Annotated in this window: 19 protein-coding genes and 4 pseudogenes; 8 read left to right on the top strand and 15 right to left on the bottom strand. The window is 68.1% G+C overall.

Annotated features, from left to right (window positions below; all coding sequences use genetic code 11):
- Positions 1-575: 575 nt before the first annotated feature.
- A complete protein-coding gene (locus IF09_RS0137825; RefSeq protein WP_030303819.1) occupies positions 576-1,013 on the bottom strand; it encodes a hypothetical protein in 438 nt (145 codons plus the stop codon).
- A gap of 1,045 nt (positions 1,014-2,058) precedes the next feature.
- Here IF09_RS0137825 and IF09_RS0137820 point away from each other — a divergent pair.
- The 3 genes and pseudogenes from IF09_RS0137820 to IF09_RS48730 all read left to right on the top strand — a co-directional run bounded on the left by IF09_RS0137820 (position 2,059) and on the right by IF09_RS48730 (position 5,364).
- Positions 2,059-2,625 carry a hypothetical protein gene (locus IF09_RS0137820; protein ID WP_158710188.1) on the top strand — a complete coding sequence of 189 codons (567 nt, stop codon included), beginning with the start codon at positions 2,059-2,061 and terminating at the stop codon, positions 2,623-2,625.
- 777 nt (positions 2,626-3,402) lie between these two features.
- Complete coding sequence (locus tag IF09_RS0137815) at positions 3,403-4,695, top strand: PQQ-binding-like beta-propeller repeat protein (RefSeq protein WP_158710187.1); 1,293 nt, start codon at positions 3,403-3,405, stop codon at positions 4,693-4,695.
- 132 nt (positions 4,696-4,827) lie between these two features.
- Positions 4,828-5,364, top strand: a pseudogene (locus IF09_RS48730) (hypothetical protein).
- 58 nt (positions 5,365-5,422) lie between these two features.
- Here the strand turns inward: IF09_RS48730 and IF09_RS48725 are convergent.
- From IF09_RS48725 to IF09_RS0137800, 4 genes and pseudogenes are all read right to left on the bottom strand, one after another.
- Positions 5,423-5,824 (bottom strand): annotated as a pseudogene (locus IF09_RS48725) (transposase); the annotation flags it as partial.
- A 58-nt stretch (positions 5,825-5,882) separates the two neighbouring features.
- A pseudogene (locus IF09_RS47765) lies at positions 5,883-6,002 on the bottom strand (transposase); the annotation flags it as partial.
- Positions 6,003-6,321: 319 nt separating this feature from the next.
- Positions 6,322-6,825 carry a hypothetical protein gene (locus IF09_RS0137805; protein ID WP_030303815.1) on the bottom strand — a complete coding sequence of 168 codons (504 nt, stop codon included), beginning with the start codon at positions 6,823-6,825 and terminating at the stop codon, positions 6,322-6,324.
- 642 nt (positions 6,826-7,467) lie between these two features.
- The gene (locus IF09_RS0137800; protein WP_030303814.1) at positions 7,468-8,211 is read right to left on the bottom strand and encodes a class I SAM-dependent methyltransferase; all 744 of its coding nucleotides are present in this window, start codon (positions 8,209-8,211) and stop codon (positions 7,468-7,470) included.
- 239 nt (positions 8,212-8,450) lie between these two features.
- Between IF09_RS0137800 and IF09_RS48395 the strand changes: the two genes are divergently transcribed.
- Complete coding sequence (locus tag IF09_RS48395) at positions 8,451-8,780, top strand: Ku protein (protein WP_158710186.1); 330 nt, start codon at positions 8,451-8,453, stop codon at positions 8,778-8,780.
- Positions 8,781-9,037: 257 nt separating this feature from the next.
- On the opposite strand, the gene IF09_RS0137795 is transcribed toward IF09_RS48395, so the two are convergent.
- Together IF09_RS0137795 and IF09_RS0137790 are read right to left on the bottom strand one after the other, a co-directional pair.
- A complete protein-coding gene (locus tag IF09_RS0137795; RefSeq protein WP_158710185.1) occupies positions 9,038-9,640 on the bottom strand; it encodes a hypothetical protein in 603 nt (200 codons plus the stop codon).
- 277 nt (positions 9,641-9,917) lie between these two features.
- Positions 9,918-10,337 carry a hypothetical protein gene (locus IF09_RS0137790; RefSeq protein ID WP_234321314.1) on the bottom strand — a complete coding sequence of 140 codons (420 nt, stop codon included), beginning with the start codon at positions 10,335-10,337 and terminating at the stop codon, positions 9,918-9,920.
- Positions 10,338-10,531: 194 nt separating this feature from the next.
- On the opposite strand from IF09_RS0137790, the gene IF09_RS46120 reads away from it, so the two are divergent.
- Positions 10,532-10,699, top strand: coding sequence for a hypothetical protein (locus IF09_RS46120; protein WP_158710184.1), 168 nt, complete (start codon positions 10,532-10,534; stop codon positions 10,697-10,699).
- A gap of 436 nt (positions 10,700-11,135) precedes the next feature.
- Here IF09_RS46120 and IF09_RS0137775 read toward each other — a convergent pair whose 3' ends face one another.
- The 3 genes from IF09_RS0137775 to IF09_RS41300 all read right to left on the bottom strand — a co-directional run bounded on the left by IF09_RS0137775 (position 11,136) and on the right by IF09_RS41300 (position 12,628).
- A complete protein-coding gene (locus IF09_RS0137775; protein WP_030303808.1) occupies positions 11,136-11,333 on the bottom strand; it encodes a hypothetical protein in 198 nt (65 codons plus the stop codon).
- Positions 11,334-11,498: 165 nt separating this feature from the next.
- Positions 11,499-12,041 carry a GNAT family N-acetyltransferase gene (locus tag IF09_RS0137770; protein ID WP_030303807.1) on the bottom strand — a complete coding sequence of 181 codons (543 nt, stop codon included), beginning with the start codon at positions 12,039-12,041 and terminating at the stop codon, positions 11,499-11,501.
- Between the two features lie 143 nt (positions 12,042-12,184).
- On the bottom strand, positions 12,185-12,628 hold the full coding sequence (locus tag IF09_RS41300; protein ID WP_051833581.1) for a hypothetical protein: 444 nt from the start codon (positions 12,626-12,628) through the stop codon (positions 12,185-12,187).
- A 450-nt stretch (positions 12,629-13,078) separates the two neighbouring features.
- Between IF09_RS41300 and IF09_RS41295 the strand changes: the two genes are divergently transcribed.
- Complete coding sequence (locus IF09_RS41295) at positions 13,079-13,888, top strand: hypothetical protein (RefSeq protein WP_030303804.1); 810 nt, start codon at positions 13,079-13,081, stop codon at positions 13,886-13,888.
- 475 nt (positions 13,889-14,363) lie between these two features.
- On the opposite strand, the gene IF09_RS0137755 is transcribed toward IF09_RS41295, so the two are convergent.
- Positions 14,364-14,804 (bottom strand): hypothetical protein, encoded by a 441-nt coding sequence (locus IF09_RS0137755; protein ID WP_158710183.1) that lies wholly within the window; start codon positions 14,802-14,804, stop codon positions 14,364-14,366.
- Between the two features lie 592 nt (positions 14,805-15,396).
- Between IF09_RS0137755 and IF09_RS0137750 the strand changes: the two genes are divergently transcribed.
- Both IF09_RS0137750 and IF09_RS47755 read left to right on the top strand, forming a co-directional pair.
- Positions 15,397-16,050: a hypothetical protein gene (locus IF09_RS0137750; RefSeq protein ID WP_234321313.1), complete on the top strand. Its 654-nt coding sequence runs from the start codon at positions 15,397-15,399 to the stop codon at positions 16,048-16,050.
- 173 nt (positions 16,051-16,223) lie between these two features.
- Positions 16,224-16,424, top strand: a pseudogene (locus IF09_RS47755) (hypothetical protein); the annotation flags it as partial.
- Positions 16,425-16,634: 210 nt separating this feature from the next.
- Here the strand turns inward: IF09_RS47755 and IF09_RS46615 are convergent.
- From IF09_RS46615 to IF09_RS0137730, 4 genes are all read right to left on the bottom strand, one after another.
- Positions 16,635-17,423 carry a DUF6892 domain-containing protein gene (locus IF09_RS46615; RefSeq protein WP_199920538.1) on the bottom strand — a complete coding sequence of 263 codons (789 nt, stop codon included), beginning with the start codon at positions 17,421-17,423 and terminating at the stop codon, positions 16,635-16,637.
- A gap of 240 nt (positions 17,424-17,663) precedes the next feature.
- Positions 17,664-18,257 carry an isochorismatase family protein gene (locus IF09_RS0137740; protein WP_030303795.1) on the bottom strand — a complete coding sequence of 198 codons (594 nt, stop codon included), beginning with the start codon at positions 18,255-18,257 and terminating at the stop codon, positions 17,664-17,666.
- 472 nt (positions 18,258-18,729) lie between these two features.
- The gene (locus IF09_RS0137735; protein WP_030303793.1) at positions 18,730-19,293 is read right to left on the bottom strand and encodes an EF-hand domain-containing protein; all 564 of its coding nucleotides are present in this window, start codon (positions 19,291-19,293) and stop codon (positions 18,730-18,732) included.
- 197 nt (positions 19,294-19,490) lie between these two features.
- A complete protein-coding gene (locus IF09_RS0137730) occupies positions 19,491-19,718 on the bottom strand; it encodes a hypothetical protein (RefSeq protein WP_030303791.1) in 228 nt (75 codons plus the stop codon).
- Positions 19,719-20,131: the final 413 nt, after the last annotated feature.

Below are 20,131 nucleotides of genomic sequence, written 5' to 3'. Positions count from 1 at the left end.
GTCTTCTCACCCGCCGCGAACCGCATCCCGGCCTGAAACCGGATCCCCTCACGAAACGCCCGACGCTCAGCCGTCAGGCCCCCACCCTCTGGATACCTCACCTCACCGGCATACCGCAGGGATCATGAACCGTCACTACCCGACGACAACGCGAAATCCTCAGTAGTGACCCGGCCCCACGCCTGTCGTACTTCTTCTGCCCCATGCGTCGGCATTTCGCTCATGCCCGATCTCCAACGGACGAGACACACCCACCCGCGTTGCCGGCTCCGAGGAACGGCGGAACGGGCTTCCAGGGCATGCCGTCTATCGGATAAAGAGGCGACCGCTGATCATCCATGGACAGACCGTACTTGGGACCACTGACGTCGCGCCTCTCGGATCTCCAGCTGCTCTGGTCCACCCACTGCCTGCGTGGGACGGCCTTGGGCAAGGCAATGGACGTCGCACACGGCGGCTTTGTTCACGAGAACCGAGAACTGACCCCACAGGTTCACCACTTCGGGAGGCGCTGGAGTGGTCCTGGATTCGAACAGCCTCTGTGCGGAGATGAGCTGATCTCCCTCTCTGACGGACTACTTCGCGTCATGTGACTGTTGATCCTGCCGATCGGAACCGGGGAACGTGGCCGAGCCCGCCGCACACGCCTCTTGCGGTAGTTCCCGGATGGAGGGCCGCGGCGCCCCGCGAGCCGGGGGCGGCACCTCGAAGGCGTAACAGCCTGCCACCGACCGCTCATACACGAAGATGAAGGTCCGTGGCGGTCCCTGACCGAGCACTTCCGCGACCACGGTGACGGCCTCGCCCTGCCGCGTCACACCCACGAAGCCCTTGGCGGACTTCGACGGAGGGAAGACCTGAGCGATCTCCGTATCGGGAAGGCTGCCGTCGGCCGCTGCCTCGCCCAGCCGGCCGCGGAGCACTTCGACGTTCTCCCGCAGGTCCTTGCGCGCCTGGGCCTCATCACGCGCCGGCTCTGTCTCCAGCCAGATCCACCCGCCGACGACGACCACGAGCAGTAGTCCCAGAAGGGTCAGGCATCCGTTGAGAAGGCAGCCGCCCGGCGTACCCGTCCGAACCTGTGATCGTCTCGCCATAGACACAGCGTGTACCGCAGGTACACGACAGGCCAATGCACTGCCCCAAGTCGTGACCGAAGTGCATCATCACCAGCGAAGCACCTCGCGGCACCCCACATCGCCGCGTCTCATCGGCACGCCCTTCGAACGCTCCCGGACTCACCGCCCTCCCGAAGTGGTGAACACGTGCTGTCGGTTCTCGTGAACAAAGCCACTCCTCGGTGTCGGGAGCATGGGCGCGTGGCGGTCGGCGCGCGGCGAAGCGGCGGCCGCACCCGAACGCCGGCACCGCCGAGCGGGCGGCACGCATCCCATCCTCACCGGACATACCCGCAGACCACCCGCCCCGACCGGAACCGGTCTATTACCCGGACTTCCCCAAGCACCGCCGAGGGCCCGTAGTCGGCGCGGTCAGCCGGCGCATGGAACCCGCGAACTCCCCGGCCGCCAGCGCGGGTCATCGAGCCGGAACCCGGGGCGTACCGCCTCCGCCGACGGTCACCACCACCGAGGCCACCGGCGCCCTGGGACCACGGCCGGGCCCGCTGGCGGGCCGCCGCGCTCGCAGCCCTCGACCCCCAAGCCGGTTCCCGGCCGCGGGCCGGCGACCGGCGACCGGCGGCAGATCCTGCTGGCGCTCCGGGGGGGCAGCTGCCCAGCCGGCTGCAGACCCAGCGGAGCAGTTCCCGGCCGGGCGCAGCGGTTGTGGGGTGGTGGAGGAGCGGGCCGCTCTCGGGGGGACCCGATCCAGGACGCCTACCTCGGTGCGGCGGCCGGGGGCCGGCGCATCTTCAGGGCCACGAGAGGCGGGGACGTCAGGTCGACCGAGCGTGATTGCGGCACGGATCGTCAGCGTGGATGAACTTCGCCGCTTCCTCGGCGGGCTGCGTAGAGTACCTGCGGTCATCGAACGGAGAAGACGTTGGACGCGGTCGACTTTCCTCTCAGCGCTCGGGTACACCGGGCCCGGCGCTGGCTCATGGCCACGAACACGGCGGGTGCCGTACTCGCGGGCGCCGCCGTGGCGTCCGTGGTGGCCGACGCTTCCGGCCGGGTGCCGGTGCCACGGGCGGTCCAGGCGGTCCTGGTGCTGGTGACGCTGTTCGTGCTGCCCGTCGTATGGGTGGGGGTACGCGCCGTTTGGGCGCTGCGCGGGCGTGCCGAGCTGTTCGCCGCTGCCCAAGAGCACCTCCGGCGCCGCCCCACCGACCGGCAGCTGGTCGACCACCTGCGCGACGAGCATCCGCTCACCCCTGTGTGGTGGACGCTGGCCGTCCTCGGCGGCCTCGGCACGCTCTGCCTCGGGTTCGCGCTTCCGTTCGCCCTGTCGGACGGGGCCGTACTCGCCGGTGCACTCCTCGGCGCCGGGCTGGCCGCTTCCCTGACCACCCTGGTCCTCGCGGTCCCCGGGATCCGCCGCGCCGACCGCCAAGGCGCGCGGGACCGGAAGCGGCGCAGCGAACTGTGGTCGCTGTCCAACGCCGTGGAACGTCGGCTCGCCGTCCCCCTCCTCGGCACCGGCGACGGAGCACACTCCGGCGCCTGAACACCTGGCCAGGGAACCGGTTATCCCTACCCACGGTCAGCGAAAGTGGTCAGCGCTCTGAAGAACCGACCCCGGCGGGTCAGCATGCTCGATGTCTCGCAAACCCGCAGTCGCACGACGACAACAACGGCAAAGACAGGCCGTCGGCGCACACCGTCTTCCCCGCCCGGGGCTGCCCACCCCGAGCTGCAGCCCAGACCGGCCCAGCCCACCACCGATCACAATCACCGCTCCCCTACAGCCGCGCTCGCCCGGGCTGGGAGGGCAGGGCTTTCTGGTGACGGCCGGCGTCAGCGGCGGTACATCACGTCTTCACGTACGTCCCCTCCCTGAACGGCGGCATCATGTCACCACCGGCCTCACAACGGCCGACGCCCGAAGGCCGGCGCCGTCCTGTCGTCGGCGGGCTCAACGCATACCCGCTCGAAACAGCACGGCGCCGAGGGCCGGTTCGCTCCCCACCCCCGGGCACGGCGGCGCTCCCGCACCGGCACCCGGCGGCGAGCCCGCACTCAATGTGACCGGCCTGCCTCCTTCGCCCTCCACGGCACGCAGTGATATCAACTCTCTGGGGGACATGATCGTCAGCGTCACCGCCACCTGGGCACCGCACCCGCACCACCTGCCTCACCCCCAGCCAGCCGCTCCTCCAGCGCCCAGACCTGCAACGGGCGGCCGCCCAGGACTCCGCGCTATCCGCGATGAACGCGCGGCCGCCATGACCAGCGCACTTCGACCGTAGAGTGATCATCTGACCATCTAGCGGATGAGGTTGTCGTGAACTTCAGCCGTCCCGTCAACCGTTGGGCATCTTGCGTGCTCCTGCTGACGGCCGCCCTTACCGGCTGTAGTCCACAGCCCGACGTGTCCACAGGCAACTCCTCGAAGTCTTCGCGCGCCGTGTTCGCTCCGCCGGCGAAGTTCGACCCCAAGGCCGGTGTCCTGATGCCGAAGGCAGCCACCGCCGGGCTCCTCACCGCCAAAGGCAAGGACATGGAGCTTCTGAGGAATCCGGTGGCGCTCCACAAGGAGAAGGCCTATGTGGCCACGCAGGAAAGCCTGCTGTCCATCGACACCACCAGCGGCGCCGTAACCGCCATCAAACCCGAGGCGACGCCGGTAACGGATCCGCAGGCGGACGGGCATGGCTCCTTCCTGTTCACGCACCCGGTGTCCATCACGGAGGGCGCCTCCCCGCTGGCCCTCGCCTCGTTCGTCGTGAAGCAGCCAGCGGTGGGTACGCACGCCGAACGGGTCTTCGTGGAGTTCACCGCGGTGGACGCGGCCAGTGCACGGGTCGCATGGCGGCTGCCGTTGAACATTCCGGAGTGGGCGAAGGACGCGCCCGGCCCGCTGAGCGCGCGAATCGCCGGGAGCTCGGGCCGTGTCGCGCTGGTGACCGTCGGCGCGTTCAAGCCCTCCGGCTCGACGACCTACGCCATCGACCTGGTAGACCGCCGGGTGCTGTGGGCACGCGACCTGCTGAAGGCACAGAGGATTGCGAAGGGCACCGTGGTGGGCATCACGGAGGACGAGATCAACAGTCAGTACGAAGCTGCTGCCGGATACGACCTGAACACCGGAGAGCAGCGCTGGCGCGGGGAGGACAGCCAATACCCCAGCGTGGGCGCCGGCGGTCCCCAACTCGTCAGCGTCACAGGCCGAAGCAAGAACGACGTCGATTTCCACCGCCTTGTCGACCCGGAGAGCGGAGTGGTGAGGCAAGAACTCCCAGAGGATTTCGGGCCCGCCGATTGCGACTTCGACGGCGTCAGCACCCTCGTCTGCTTCCGAAACTGGCAGGGGCTCTCAGTATGGGCCTTCGACACCGCGAACGGTGAGCTCCGGTGGAAACTGCCGGACAAGGCTGCCGACCGCATCGCGCCACGAGTGACTGCTGTGTGGCGCGGCCGGATCTATGGAAGCACCGACAGCGGGCCGCTGGCGATGGACGCGCGCACGGGTGAGGATCTGCCTACGTCCCCCGGCATCGCACCCTACGCCGTGAACGAGTACGTAGGCCTGACGCTCAAGGGAACGGACGCAATGGCCTACCCGGCCATCGAATGACCCGGTCTGGCAGTGCCTCAGAATCTGTTGTCTTTCCGGGTGTGATTGGTGTGTTTCCGCTGGTTGCGGATAGGTGCGGTAGACCCGTGGGAGTAGTGGCCTGTCAGGTCGTCGTTCCCCGGGAGGTCTCGAATGCCGTCAGTCGTTGGACTACGGGAACAGCACGAGCTCGTTGCTCGGCGTCGGCTCGATGGCCTGCGTGAGGAGGCCGACCGTATTCAGGCCGAGTTGGCCGCAGCCGAGGAGGAATGGCAGGAGTGGGTGATCGCGCGGGGGCGGGTCGATACGGTTCTGGCTCCGGACAGCGCCGCTGACGCCAGCTCCCGAGCCGCCGCCGGGCCCTCGGGAGGCGGACAGGCAGCCGGGGTCCCGTGATGCGGCCAACCCGAAATCGCAGGTGCCGGTGTGGCGTGAGGAGGTCTCCTCTTCGGTGCTGTCGGTCGACTATCAGCGCATCCTTCAAGCCGTCGCGGACCGTGTCCGTCTCGGCCAGGGGCCGCTGACCTGCCAGGAAATGGCCGCAGTGTTCGGCACGGACATGGTGCCGGCGCGGGTGGAGGCATTGCGGTCGAAGGCGAAACGACTGGTCGCCCGAGGGTGGCTGGCCGAACCCGCACCTGGCCGGTTCACCTCGGCCCCGGTGTGGCCGGGCCAGGCGACGGGTCATGAGGGCGGCCATCGACCAGTAGATCATCGCCTCGGCACTGGCGATACGACGCTCGAAGTCGCGGGCCAGGCGGCGGCTTCGCATCAGGTGCGCGAAGAGACGCTCGACGATCCACTGCTTGGGCGGCACCACGAATCCCTTCATGCTGTCGCTGCGCTTGACGATCAGCAGGACCAGGGCGAACGCGGCCAGGCAGTGCTCGATCAGACTGCCGGTGTAGCCGCCGTCGGCCCAGACTAGGGCCGGGGCGATGGTGAGCGGCAGCCACCTGTTCCAGCAGGATGTGGGCAGCAGCGCGATCGCCACATCCGCAGCGGTGACCATCACGCCCAGCAGTAGGCCGAGGGTGTCGACCACGACGTGCCGCTTGCGTCCGTTGACCAGCTTGCCGCCGTCGAAGCCACGGGTGCCGGCGCCGACCACAGCATCCGCCTTGACCGACCTGCCCGCGCACCCGGTCATGGAACTCCCGGACCAGGCCGCGATCGCGCCAGCGGCGGAAGAGCGCATAGACCCGGTCCCACGGTGGGAAGTCGGCCGGCATCGCCCGCCACTTGATGCCGTTGTCCACAAGATGGCCGATCGCGTCCAGCATCACCCGGTGGCAGTACGCCTCCGGCTGCCCGCCCTGGCCCTGCATCCAGCCCGGCACCGGCAGCAGCGGCCGCACCACCACCCACTCCGCGGCCGTCATGTCGCTCGGATACCGACGCTCTCGCAGGCGATTGTCGGCAGCGTTTCCGAACCGGTGAGCCAGACAGTCACACTTCCGAGTACCCGCGGTGGACTGCACGGGCATCGGCACGCAAGACTGCGACACCAGAGCCTGCTGATGCTCGGTGATTCGACACCAGCGAGCCGTTCAGGCGGCCCTCCTCGCATGCGCCGAGCACCCGACGACCACCCAATCGACACGTCCGTTCGAGCACCAGGCCCCAAAGCATTGCGACAAAAGCTACTCACGCGTCGGGGTGCTCCGGCAGGGCGAGCCAGTCCGACCAGGAGATCTCTCGGCCGAGGAAGCGCGGCTGCTCGAACGGCCAGTCAGCTGCGATCCACTGCGGCAGCAGCTCGTCGAGGGCCTGCTCGACCTTGCTGCCCACCAGCTCGTCCACCACCCACCAGGAGATCTCGCCGTCCGCGCCGGCCCTTTCCGGTGGGTCGATGTAGACGCAGCCGAGCAGAGCTGTCTCCGCCGCGTCGAACAGCGCGTAGTTGAAGGACTGGTGTGCGGCGATCTCCTTCTCGTGTCGCAACAGGTCGGCTTGGTCGGCCTCGTAGGTCATGGTGGCCGCGGGCCAGCCCCAGGCTGGGCCGAAGATGGTCCACAGCCGCTCGCGCGAACCCATCACAGCCGGATAGTCGAGCGGGGTGTCCGTCTCCCGGATCGGCCGCAGGTGATGACCACTGCCCGGCAGCGGTACCAGGACGGGATGGACGAAGTTATCGGGGAGCCAGCTCATAGCGCCCGACCGTAGCAGCGCGCGGCCGTCCGCTCCCCTGGATTTTCCCCGCATACCGCCAGGCCCTGCCCTCATGCTGGGCAGTGACCGCGATCACCCGATCGAGACTCCCGTTCGATCGACCGACTCCATGATCGGTATGGCAACGGCTTCTCAGGCGACACAACCGCTGCAGCGTCCTGTCGATCAGTTGTCGGTCCGGATGAGGGTGCTCACGAGGGGGTCACGGCCGTGGTCGCTGGTGGGCGGGGGCTCGTCCCCGTGATCACCGCGTCGACCGAGTCGAGGAACTCGAATCGCGGCCCACGCCCTACAGTACGGCGCGGCGCGGGCTTCGAGGCCGCGTTGGGACCCTCGGGCGAGGCTGCCCACCCAGACCTCGTCCAGGTCGTAGGACTTGACGGGCTTCGCCGTCTGGCCGCGGCCGCCGAAGAGGCACGGCCCGCCCGCCGAGAAGGACCGGAAAGACAGCGAGCGCCAGCCGGTCGGCCCGGCAGGCCGCCAACGGTGCCTTGACGCCGCTCGCACTGGAGAGCACGAGGTTGTAGCCGCCCAGCTGGTTCCGGGCCCGCATCGGCGCCGGCGACCCGGCCCCGGTGCTGGCGCATCGGAGGTCGGGTCCCCGGGATGTCCGGTGGGGCGTCAGGCGCGGCAGCGCAGCATTTCCAGCGGGGGGTTGGCGTAGAGGTCCGCCCAGTGGTCCGCGCCGAACTCGCGTACGCCGGCCTCGGACACCTCCACCGGGACCCACCTCAGCTCACTGAATCCGGCAGCCTTCAGGCAGTCCTCGTAGACCTCGCGGCGCGGACGGTTGGCGACGAACGAGACGGGCGGGTCGAGCAGCGCAGTGGTCCGGACCTGCGGTCCGGTCTCGACCTCCTCGCCGGTGAGCTCGCTGCGGAAGCCGTACTTGTCCGGGGACGGCCCGTCGAAGCGGAAGTCGGGTGACTGGTTGAGCAAGAACAGCTCGGCGCCGGGCTTCAGGCTCTGGTGGATGTTGCGGCACATCAGCTCCGTGGTGGCGATGTCCGGTGCGTAGTTGAGCAGCTGGACCGCCAGGCCCACGTCGAAGGGCTGCTCGAAGGCCCGCAGCGCGGACACGTCGCCGACCTCGTAGCGCACGCCCAACGGTTCGTGCTCCTCCAGCTTCTGCGCCACGGCGACCATCTCGCCGGAGATGTCGATTCCGAGCACGTCCGTGGCGCCGCGTCGCTTGAACTCCCGGCTGTAGAAGCCGGTCCCGGAGGCCAGGTCGAGGATCGACTTGCCGCTCACGTCCCCGACCAGGGCCAGGAAACCGGGCACCACCGCGTACTGCTCGAGAGGCAGAGCCTTGAACCCCTCGTACGCCTCACCGATCTCGTCGTACTGCTGCTGCGCACTCATCGCGTCATCCTCCCCGTGTGTTTCACCATGTCAGCGGTTCCGGCCGCCCGCGATCGGGGCAGGCCGCGGCCTCTGGCTGGCAGTCTCTCCCAACGTGGCAGACCGTCAGGCTTAGCGGAAACCACGAAAATATGGACATCGTCCCGGGTTCCCGCACAGGCAGGCCTGGGAGTTCGCGAGATGGACACGGCCAAGGACGGTCTCCTTCGGATCATCCGATCGATGGTTGACGCTGGCTGATGCCCAGTGGGCGCGGATCAAGCCTCGACAAGACGTACGCGCCCCGGGGCGCGGAGTGCCAGAAGGTGTACAACCTCCTCCAGCAGGCCCTCGAGCAGGCCGGCGAGGCCGGGATCGCAACGTTCGTGATGCGCCGGCACGAATACCTCGTCGCCGTGGCCCGCCAGCTCATCGTGACGCCCTGGCCCTGGAATGGAAACGGAGGGGTTCCACGACACCTTTCAGGAGAAGCCGGACGCGCCAAAAGGCCTGACCTCCAGCTGCATCCCAGCGCCGGGCGCGGCCCCGGCGGCAGCCCGGCCCGTGCGGTGCACCGGACGGCACGGTGACGTGCAGGCGCTTACAGCGTTGCCCCCGGCAGCACTGGAACTGCTGCACACCCTCCTCGACGGCGTGACCGAGCAATCCGAACCGGCCCGCGCCTCGCCTGACCCCCGCCCCCGGCCGTCTGCGATGGGGACGCCGACTCATCTCGAAAGCCCAGGTGTCGACGACGACTCAAGGGCATTCGCTCGGAGTGTGGACGACAGGTGCTGGAGCTGCAGCACGGGCCGTTGAAGTGACGGGTCGACGGACGAGTAGAGGCTCACTCGGAAGGCACAGGCACCGCCCTTCGTCTCGGGTTGCTCGCGCTCGATCCACTCGACGAGTGCCTGCGTGAGCATCGGGACCGTTGCCGTGCCGTAGGCTCCCACGGTCGACTGGACGACCGGCAGTAGCACTGACACCGGCGGGCGCCGGCGACGAGGGTGTATGCGGATCGCGCACCGATCATGATCGTCCGGTGGGCCGGGTCACCGTCGAAGACGGCGTCGGACATCGGCTCAAGCGGATTGTCGCCGGGCGGATCCCAGGTACCGATGGCGATGGCACCGGTGATGTCAATGAACGGCACGACCGGCTCGCAGTAGCCGACCTCGGGGGTCCGGTAGACGAAGGCCGGCTCGGTGTCCGGCCAACCCTCGCCGAGCAGGCGCGCGTTGCGGGTCGCGCTAGTGAGGGCCGAAGCGTTCTGGTAGGAGGCGACGTGCACGGGCGGGAAGGTCAGCTCGAACGTGAGCAGAGCGAAGGCCTCGACAGCCCTGAGCGGAAAGACGTAGCACCGGCAGTCCTCGGCGTCGGCGACACCAGCGGCGCACCCGCACAGTTCCGGGTCGGCGGGCTCCAGTTCGTGGTGCTTGCCGTCCACGATGACGCACACGGCCTCCGGCCAGCCCACGCCGCCGGGTCCGCTCTCCACGGTGTGGTCAGCCTCAGCGTCGTGTACCAGCCGTCCTGGCCGTCGAGGCCGAATGCGTACCGGTAGACGTCCGGGACCGGCCCGCCTGCGGACGTGGCGGCGAGCGTCGCCGAGGAGCGGTGAATCCGCCGTAGCGCTCCTGCAGCCTCAGGACGGCTTCCGCGTGGCAGCAGGACGACAAGCCTGCCCGGAAAGGGCCTGCGCGCTCCCCGGCCGGCCGGATTCGTTACAGCAGATGACGGTGGCGGCGGCGGTAGGAGTAGGTAACGAGCCCCAGCAACGGCCCCCAGAAGAACGCCGGCAGGTAGCACAGGACCATCACCGTGGAGGAAGTACCGCTGAGGTGCCCGTCGTCCTTGACCCCGATGAGGACCTGGAGCATCACCACCGCGATGATCGCGGTCAGTGCCACCGTCCCGAAGGTCGCCGGGATCAGTGCGGCCCGGGGTGGGATGTCCCGTCCGCCGAAGAACGGCACCCACCGCGGCAGCCGCTCGCCCCAGGGCCTGACCAGACCGATCGTGAGCAGGGCCAGGCACTCGATGAGGAGGGCGAGACCGATGACGTACGCCATTCCCCAGCCGGGAATGGCGTACTCCTCGCGCAGAACCTCTTTCGAGTAACCCACCGGGATACCAAGGGCCATGGCGACCCTCCAGAGGCCGGACGGCAGCGTTGACAATGGCGCCGCGTGAGCCGCCCACACCGCCCACCGGGGCGGCGGCGGAACCGAACGGACCCTGGTATCAGGGGAATTCATCTCGACAGTCACATGGCCATTCTCCCAAGCGATCAAGAGTGCCGCATCAGCCCCTGGACGCAGCGGCCTCCTCCGGCAGGATGAGCGGCCGCACTCCGAAACTGTCCACGCTCTACGAATTCCTCCGCAACGACCTCCTCGGCAACCTCCTCGCCACGCTGCTCGTCCCCGGTGCCGGCTACACAGTCAAAAAGATCCGGACCGGGCTCGGCAGCCAGAAGGACGACACCGACCAGGCCGACGACTGAACCCAGCCCCGCGCCGTAGGGCAGCCGTCTTCTTGAACGAAACGGACGGCGAAGCGCCCCCATGGTGAAGGCCTCGGACGCCCCACGGCACCCGGGGCCTTCACGCTCCCGCGCACGCGTACAGCACCCTCCCATCGCACCGGCTCAGGAGCTCTCGGCCGTGAGCCATTCATCGAGGCCGAAGCAGACTCCGATCATGCCGCTGCCTCTCTCCTGAGTGCATATGAAGTGCTGGACGGTGCTGAGGAAGCGCGACCATCTCCGCATCCGTCCCAGCCGGCCCAGCGCTCACGACGCTGGCCAGCATGCATCCTGCGGGGCCGGCGCGGCCGGCAACAGGCTCTGTGGGGCCGTGGCGATGGCGGCGGTCTTCCCCAGCCGGTGATGGGGGCGAAGGCCTTCGTTCCGCCCGACTGCAACCGCCCGAGGTGGGCGGCTACTCGGTGTCCGAAGGTGGCAGGCCCGGAACCATCCACACGGTCGTCGCGGACGTGATCTCCCTGAGGTCGAGGTTCTTGTGCGGACGTACCTCGGTCGCCTTGAGGTAGGCGATCCGCTTGTCGCTGGTGAGCAGGCAGTACCGGTCCCCGGCCGCGACAGCGTAGTACGTGTTCGCGGGACGCTTGTCCGGCATCAGGACACGGCAGTAGGTGGCATCGACGGGCTGGGTTTCGCCGGCAGGTACCGCGACGAGTTTGACGTTCGAAAGCCCGTGGTGGATCTGCGGCCGGCCGCCGTTGCGTCTGCACCGCCCCCGGCACGATGCCGGCCCACAATCGTCGTCTGGGCACCTAGACCGTCAGTGCAGGTGGGCGAACTCGTCGGCGAGCATGCCCATCATCACGACATCGTGGTGCCGACCGGAGAGGTACACGAGCTCACGCAGTCGGCCCTCCTCTACGAAGCCGAGCTTACGGTGGAGAGCCAGAGACGCTTCGTTGTGCGCGAAGATCCGCACTTGGCACTTGTGGTATCGGTTCTCATTGAACATGAAACGAAGCAACAACACCGCGGCTTCTGCCGCGTAACCCTTGCGACGATGCTCAGCACCGATCGTGATGCCGTACTCGAACCAGCCCATACGCGCGTCAGCCTGGTGCGAGCCAACGGCCCCCACTATTTCCCCTGTGCCGATGGCTTCAACTGCCAGCTGGAAGCGGTCGCTATCAAGCTTGGCAGTCGCGCATTCGTTGGCCCAGACGCGGTACCCCTCCGCGGACCGAGGCGGGCGGACCAAGTCCCCCAGGCCCTCCTCGTCTTCGGTGAAGCGCGTGAACGCAGTCGCGTCACCAGGCTCAATACCGCGCAGACGTACCCGCTTACCTACCCAAAACGATGTCATCCTGTATTGGATCATTTCGGGCGTCGCAAGTCCAGGCTTTCTGGATGACTCTTCGGCCTGTGACCTGCACCTTTAGCTTGCAAAACACCCTTTCACTGCCGCAGGGCGGTAGCGGGTCAGACGGGAGCGGGCAGCATCCTGACTCAACCCGAGAGCGTTTCCGATCGATTCCAGGACAGGTCGTCGGCTTTCGCCATGCAGGCGGCGTCCCGGGCCACCTGCCGGGTCAACGTCTCAAGTGCCGACACGGCCTTGAGCGCTGCCACCGGCGCCTGGCCGGTGCGGGTGTTCAAGTGTTCCCCGACCCGGTCCAGGAGCTCGGCCAGTTCGGTAGGCAGCGGCACCGTCCGCGCCTCGACCTCGTCGATGTGCTGCTCCCAGTCCTCCTGCGGGCCCTCGATAACCGGCTCGTAGCCTCCGGGCGCGTCCGCGGCCTCCCAGTCGATCGGATAGGTCGCGGCGCCCCGCCAGCCGCACTGACACGCACCCCGCGCGCCGGCCACTCGAGACCGGTTCAGAATCCCGCTGTAAGCCCACCACTCACGCGTCTCGTGAAAGTCGGAACCGCTCCCCGGATCCAGGTACACAGGATCCGGCTCGCTCCCGTCAGCCAGCAGGGCACCTCCCCCAGCCCGCGTGCGACGCCCCCGTACTCCTCGGTCGTCCACCCCAGAACCGCTCCCCTTGCTCAACCCGGCCCGGCTCGACTGCCATCGGCCGTCAGGTGGCGCCCGCAGCCCGCGAGTGAGCGCTTCCCGACGCCCGGGGTCAGCATGCCCAAGCGCAGGAATCCGCCTCCTGGTCTTTCCGCTTTCAGGGACGGCACGCAGAAGGAGAAACGGGGCCTCTCCTCCGGGGCGCTGGCCCGTGGACTACTCCGGGCAGTTGTGGGAGCCACTGATCAGGCCCGCTACTGCTCTCCTACGTCTGGATGGCTGCCAGCCACGCGGCGAAGAAGTCCTCGGCCGAGTCCAGTTTGCGCATCAACGGCGATCCCGGCCCGGCATCGCTTGAAGCGCACGGCATAGAGTGACGAGATGCCCATACGCGCCGACTGGAACATCCTGGACCTGCTCGATGCCCATCTGGAGGCTCTCGGGGACGGAGCAGACCTCCCGCTCCCAGAGGGTCTGGCCGAACCCGCCGCCGACGCATCGGAAGAGCTCGTCCGCTGGGCCCTCGTCCAGCTCCGGTACATTCCCCGCGAGCCGAAGGACGCGTTCAGCCTCCGCGTCGGGGGTCTGCTGAAGGAGCTCCGCACCCGCCGGTGTCCCTGGAACGCGGCGGCCTTGCGCCTACTCGACGACGTCTACACCTTCGCAGCCACCGGTCCCCGCCGGCACGAGAACTGGGCGCACGATGTCCTCGCCGTGCTTCACCGGTCGGTCAGCGACCCCCGTGGCTGGGTCCGCCTGGACTGGGACCGCCGCAACGACGCCCGCCCCATCGGGTCTGCTTACCCCTTCGACCCACCAGCGGCATCGGATTTCCCCGACCGTTTGTACCCCCTCGAAGCGGCGGCGGCCCTCGGCGCGCTCGCCGTCATGGCCGAGGAGTGGCAGTCCGAACCCGCCCCCATCCGTACCCGCCCGGACCGTGACTCCGTGCTGGCGGACGCCCGGACCCTGCTCTCCAGGTACGGCCCCACTGCCGGATACTGGACCAACGCGACGGCCGCCGCTTCGGACCCAGCTCCGGATTTCCTCGCAGCGGGTCTCCGGGGCACCCGCTCCCACACCTTCGTCACCTCGGAGTACGTCAAGGGCCTTGACTTCCTCGAGGACCTGGGGCTGATCGCGGTCACCGACGACGAGGTGGGCGTCTTCTGGTCATTCGGCGCGTACTGACCCGCGACCACCCACCGAGACAGGCGGCGAAGACGTGTCCAGAAGCCCAGCCAGCGCTCGGGGCCTCCTTGGAGGAGTGACCGGAACCATGTGCCGAAGCTTCCCTCGGCTCCTTCGTTACTCCCCCGACCCATCCCTCGATGTTTTCCCTTGTCCGCCCCGGTTCCCAGGCAGGTGGTCCCGTTCCGTGCCGTCACCCTAGTAAGGGCACGGAGCGGGACCACCACGGGCTTCAAAACGGAACTCGGTCCGAACGGCTCGTCCCGCAGTTGCTGTTCTGGCTGGCGCTGGTGCCGACCCTGCTCCCCGTGTGGTTCGAGGGCACGGCGATCCGCATCCGAGCGCGCGGGGCCAGGCCGAGGAGACGGCCGTCCGCGATCGGAATTTCAGGGCTGAGCTATCCACGCTCTCGTAGCTCACCATCAAAGCCAGTCTCCGGAAGGGACAGGCCAGACCGCTGCATTGAAGGGCCGAGTCAGGCGTACATGTAGCTATGGGTCCAGTAGCCGCTGGCCGTGAACTCCCGTCCGCACCGATGACACGGCGCTGTGCGCCCTTCGTCGGCGAACTCGAACACGTTGTACACGCCGATCACGGTGTCGCGCAGGAGTTGCTCGTCGTGAATCTTTTGGCCGACGGCGTGGGCGACGATGTCCAGCGCGGTCGGTGTTCGACCACATGGACAGCGTGACTGTCCGGCGGCGGGGATGATTGAGAAGTCGACGATGGAATCAAGGGGAATCCTCAGCAGGCCCTCGATGTAGCGGAGTTCCACGCCCGGAGTTTCGACTACAGGTCCCTGGCGTGGGAGGAGTGAGATGGCCTTCCGCATCTCGATGTCGTCAAGCTTGATGCCGGCCCGTGCACCGCTCCTGCGGTACTGGGCTTTCAATTGCTCGAGGGTTGTGGTGTCCATCATTCATCCCTTCGGTTTCGTGCGCGCAATGAGGGCCAGGAGGGACCGATTTGACTTCTGTGTACGCCGGACAGCCGTGCTGGTGGCTCTCACCGGCGCCTGTTGAGCATGGTGTCGCTGTCCAGAGCCAGAGGTAGTCGCGCCGCACATTGGAAATGACTGCTGCGACGATGCAGAGGGGACCGAACCTCAGAACCACTGGATAGTTCGCGACAGTCGCGAATGGGTCGCTACCGTTCTTCCAGTACATACTCCACGGCTCGTCTCGGATCGCGGCGAAGAAGCGCAGGCCGCCGTCAACAAGAGCGGCGGCGACAAAGCCGACCAGCACAGCGAGCACTAAAGGTTGCCGGAGGGACACTGTCGACCGGTGCACAGCGCTCCCGTTCGGCCCCACGGCAACCGGGCCTGGCGCGCCGCACAGCGCCAGCCGGACTCCGAAGACGTCCGCCATCCGATCGGCGAGGTCGCCACCCCATTCGGGATCGTCGGCCAAGGGGAGGCCAGGGTCATCCCTCCATGTCCTGGTCAAGACCTACAGGTAGCGGCGTCTACGCTCTCCTCCATGCGATTCCCCAGGATTCTTATAGGCGTGGCCACAGTGACCTTGCTCAGTGCGGGCTGCAGCTCCGCCGAAACCGCCCAGCGCGGTGCCGCGGACGATGCGGCGAAGGCTCTGCCGGTGGCCATCACCGGTCCGCAGCCGGACGTGCACATGCGCGGCGGCGATGCTCTCCGAGTCACCCCGCTCCCCGAAGTCGGCGCTCCCTTCGTACAGAAGGTGGAGCACGCTCTGCGGGAGGACGTGCTCGGCAGCGCCAAGGTCGCAGGTGAGACCAGTGCCAAGTGCCCCGACGGCGTGACCCAGCAGGCCGGCGCGATCAGCCAGTGTGTGGTCACCTACGCGGGAGCCGAGATCCCCTACGAGGTCAAGATCAGCGACAGTTACAAAGCCGGCAGCAGCGTCATCTCCTACACCAAGGAGCCCAAGCAGGGTCTGCTGGTCGGCAAGCTCGTCTACCAGATGATCAACGAGAACTACGGTTCGGAGTCCGGCCGCTCGGACGCCAGCAAGCTCGCCTGCGACGAACTCCCCGCCGCCAAGGCATTCGACTTCGGCGCCGACACCGGCTTCCGGTGCCATTACTGGGGCGAGCACGCCAACAAGGGCAAGCCCGGCTTCACAACTCTCCAAATCAAGATCGGTAGCAAGGGCTACGCCTACAGCTTCGAGGAAGTCAAGTAGCCCCCGCTGCGGTCCTGTGTCGGTCATGAGGCGCGCCGCGACTCTGGTCCACCGTGTCGGCGGGGTCGGCGGTGTCGGCGGTGTGCAGACCGGTCCTGGCCATGGCGGCCGACCTCGACGGCCTCCAAGAGTTTGACGTCCGCCCCATCTGGACCGGACCGTATGGGGCTGCTACGTCGATCGACGCGGAGCTGTACGAGCTGGAGGCAGGCCGCCACGGACCCCGGACCGCGTCTGGTCGGCATGGCTGTGCGGTGACCACCTCGCGACCGAGCGGCGCGGTGTCCTACGCCGGTTCGCCAACGGCATCGGCGCAGCCGGACACCGCGGGCACCGGGGCCTTCCTCGTATCGGTATGCGTCATCGGGGAAGGCTGCCTCTCACCCCACCGCCCCACAACCGAAAGATCGCAGTCCAGGGCCCCGGGACCATCGAGGGGTCACCAGGCCAATGAAGATCAGCAGCGAGTCGATCAGCGCGATGAGCTGGTCGCTCGTCTGATTGCCCCGCGATCTGGTGGCAACGTCGGCCGGCGCGGTAACCGGCCGGCCCCGCCCGGTCCGGTCAGGCTGCTCTGCAGCGTGTCACCAGTCGAAGCTGAGGTCGACACCGCGTGCAGCGAGGGTGTCGATGACCCGGGCGTTGCCGAATGCGGAAAGGGCCGGGTGCTCGTCCCCGCGGATGCGGGCGAAGCGGCGGTAGCGGAGCGTGCGCAGGGATGTGATGTGCTCCAGTGGTGCGAGGTCGATCACGTGTCGGCCGTTGCCGTCGTGGCACCCGTCGAGGGAGAGGTGCTCCAGCGGGAGGCCGCTCAGGGGGCGCAGGTCCTCCACTCGTTTTGAGTGCAGTGCGAGCGAGGCCAGCATGCGGGTGCCGGCGAGAGGCGCAAGGTCGGTCTCGTCGTCATAACCCCCGGCCAGGGTAAGCGCACGGAGCCGGTCACAGGAGGTCAGGGGCATGAGGTCGGTGACCTCGGTCAGTTCCAGATGCAGTGCTTCCAGGCCGGGAAGGGCCGCACCTATGCCGTCGAGTGCGCGAATGTGGAACTCCTCGCACTCGCCGCCCCACTCGCTCCAGACCAGGGCAATGGCCTTCGAGGAGGTGTGCCACTTCAGTTCCCGCACAGTGGCGCACTGGGCTTCCGTGACGGGCAGTCCGAGCAGGGCATCGGCCACGTCCTGTCGGTAGTCGAAGCTGTCGAGGCCGTCGAGCCACTCCTCGCAGACGGCATCGCACGCGTCCATGCAGACGTGCGCGCCTTCAGGCACCGGGGGTTGGAAGAGCGGCAGCATGCCCGCTTCCATCAGCTGACTGACCACAGCCAACCTCAAATTGGTGTCGGGGAGCTCGTCGAGAGGGCCTGCGATGCGCATGCCGGAACTCTAGTGCCCCTTGTCCAGTAGCTCGTCACCCGTATCGAAAGTGGCCGGTCCGGCGGGGCGGTGGGGACCCGGGACCTGCCGTGTGCGGAACGCCAGCCCCGGGCGCCCCGCCCCGAAGGGTCGAGGCACCCCGGGCAGGGGCGTGCACCCGCCCGTCCAACGAGCTCTCGCATAACCGGTTTCCGCGAGTGTGGACCGCAACAGGGTGAGGGCGTTGGCCTGGCCGCTGGGCTACTTCGGCGCCGGTGCCCGGCCGGACACCTGGATGCCTGCCTGGCGGAAGTCGTCCAGAGTGGAGGCAATGGTGTCGGGGGCCACTCCGACCGTGTAGTCCAGGCGCACCCGGGTTCCGAAGCCGGCCGCGGCAGCGTCCAGAGCGGTGGCGCGCACGCAGTGGTCGGTTGCGATGCCCACCACGTCGACGTTCCGTACCCCGCGTGCGCGCAGCCAGTCCGCGAGGGGGGTGCCTTCGGTGTCCGCGCCTTCGAAGCCGCTCTTGGACGCGCTGTGGGCGCCCTTGAAGAAGACGGCATGGACCTTGCCGTCGGCGACGGTGGGGGCGAAGTTGGGGTGGAATTCGCCGCCTTCGTCTCCGGCGACGCAGTGGACGGGGAAGCTGTCCTTGAAGTCCGGGGTTGAGGAGAAGTGACTTCCCGGGTCGATGTGGTGGTCCCGGGTGGCCACGACGTACTGGTATTCGCCGTCCGCGCTCCGCTCCACCAGCTCGGCGATCGCGGTGGCGATCTGCGCGCCTCCCGCGACGGGAACGCTGCCTCCTTCGCAGAAGTCCTTTTGCACATCCACGACGATCAAGCCTCGGCTCATCAGGAACACCCCTCAGGACGACGGAACGACCCCCCTCTTCTACCCGTCTCCTCACCTGCGCCGGAGACATAGCGGGCAGGGCTCACCCACACAGCCGCAGACATTCACCGCAGGAACGATTCGCACTGTCGAAGCAGTCAGAGGCCAGGTGCAGTGCGCGGTCGGGGCCAGGTCTGCCGTCGGGCGCCGGTAGCGGCAGCCACGCCGGGGAGGAAGCCCTCGGCCGCCTCCACCTCCCCAAACGGACGGTCGCGACGCGCCCATACCGCGGCCGTGGATCAGATCGTCCCCGCGGTAGCTGCCCGGCGGCTGCGACCGGGTCGGGGAATCGGTTTTGGACCCGGGAGCCGCGCCGGGTCTGCAGGAGCAGCCGGCCGCCCGGGCTGGGGGGTAGTGACCCGTACGGCGGTTCGAGCGGACATGAACAGCCGTCTGAATGCAAACCGGTCCGTCTGGGCGACAGGTTTGCTTGCTATGCGGGGTCCAGTGGTCCGAGCAGCCACACGCCGGTGGAGGTGGGCTCCTCGTTGAAGTAGAACTCACGGATTGCCTGGAGCATGTCGTCCCGGCTGATCAGGCCGTCGGCGTCCCGGTCGAGGCGGCCGAAGACCTCTCGAGCGTCCGCTTCAGGCAGCCCCATCAGGGCGCCGGACCAGCGAACCTGCTCATCCCGGGTCAGTTTCCCGTCGCCGTCCTCGTCCGCGATGTCCATCAGCGCATCGAGGAACGGCATGTACCCGGCGTCGAAGGAAGCGGGCGTGACCAGCAACCCGGCGGCGAACGCCGCCTGGTACTCGGCGAGGCTGATGCGTCCATCGGCGTCGTTATCCGCGGCCCGTGACAAGTGCTGCCACAGGCCGTCGCTCAACTCCCGCATGTGCTTGAGCGCGGGGGCTTCGGGCGAGAGATGAAAGGCCGCGGCGAGGCGGTCGCAGGCCGACTCAAAGTCGGTGCGGTCGATATAGCCGTCACGGTTGGTGTCGAAGGTGGCGAAGCGGCGGGCGAGCTTGCGCTGCAGGAACGGCGAGATGTCCATACCCGACACCCTGCCTGCCAGAGCAGCGCCTGAAAGGCCACTGACGGTCAGTAGCACCCGTACGAGGCGCCAGATTGAACCTCGGCTACAACAGATGAAGCGCTCATCCGTCCGATGGAGCACGCAGCCACAGAGGCCGAATGGAGCCTGCTGGCCGGCCCCCGGTGTCAGGAGTCCGAGCGCGTGGGCCAGGGTGCCTACCAGCTGATCAGCATCACGCCGCCGCTGGCGCCGCCGGCCATGCCGAACAGGACCACCTGTTGGCTGCGCCCATGTTGCCGGTGCGGCTGGAAGGTGGGCACGACCGTGTCGGGTCGGTTGCCGAGGCGTTCGCAGAAGGTGCGGATGAAGGGGACGGACGGCGGGTGCAGATAGACCAGGCCGAGTTCGGCCCGGCCGAGAGCACTCCGGGAGGAGGAGGCCACCGACGCGGCAGGCGGGCTCCTCGCCGAGCCCCATCACCCAATCTGCCCCGCGATGCACCCCCACGACCCGCTCCACACCTCCCCGAACCACCCGCACAGACCCCATACTGCGCGCGGCCGGCCCGTGCGTCGAATGCAGGACCACAGGCCTGCCAGTACGGGGGCACCGAGCGCCTGTCCGGGCGCTGCATCCCTGCGGGCCCGCTCCCAGATTCGGCAGAGCGGGGTGGCCCGCCTCGCCCGCGCACGCCCTATCGACGCGGACTGAAGCGACCATAGCCACCACAAGCCGACGCCCCGCAGCAGAAGCACAGCGTTCGGCATCCCGAGTGACGTGCACAGGCGAGGGTTGACGCCCGACGCTGACACCGGCCACTCCCCACCGCAGCCCCCCTCTCGCATCCGCACACCGT

The sequence above is a fragment of the Streptomyces katrae genome, from assembly GCF_000717655.1.
In the GTDB taxonomy this organism is placed as follows: domain Bacteria; phylum Actinomycetota; class Actinomycetes; order Streptomycetales; family Streptomycetaceae; genus Streptomyces; species Streptomyces katrae_B.
The sequence above is the reverse complement of the archived record's forward strand: the minus strand, read 5'-3'. Positions and strand labels throughout refer to the sequence as shown.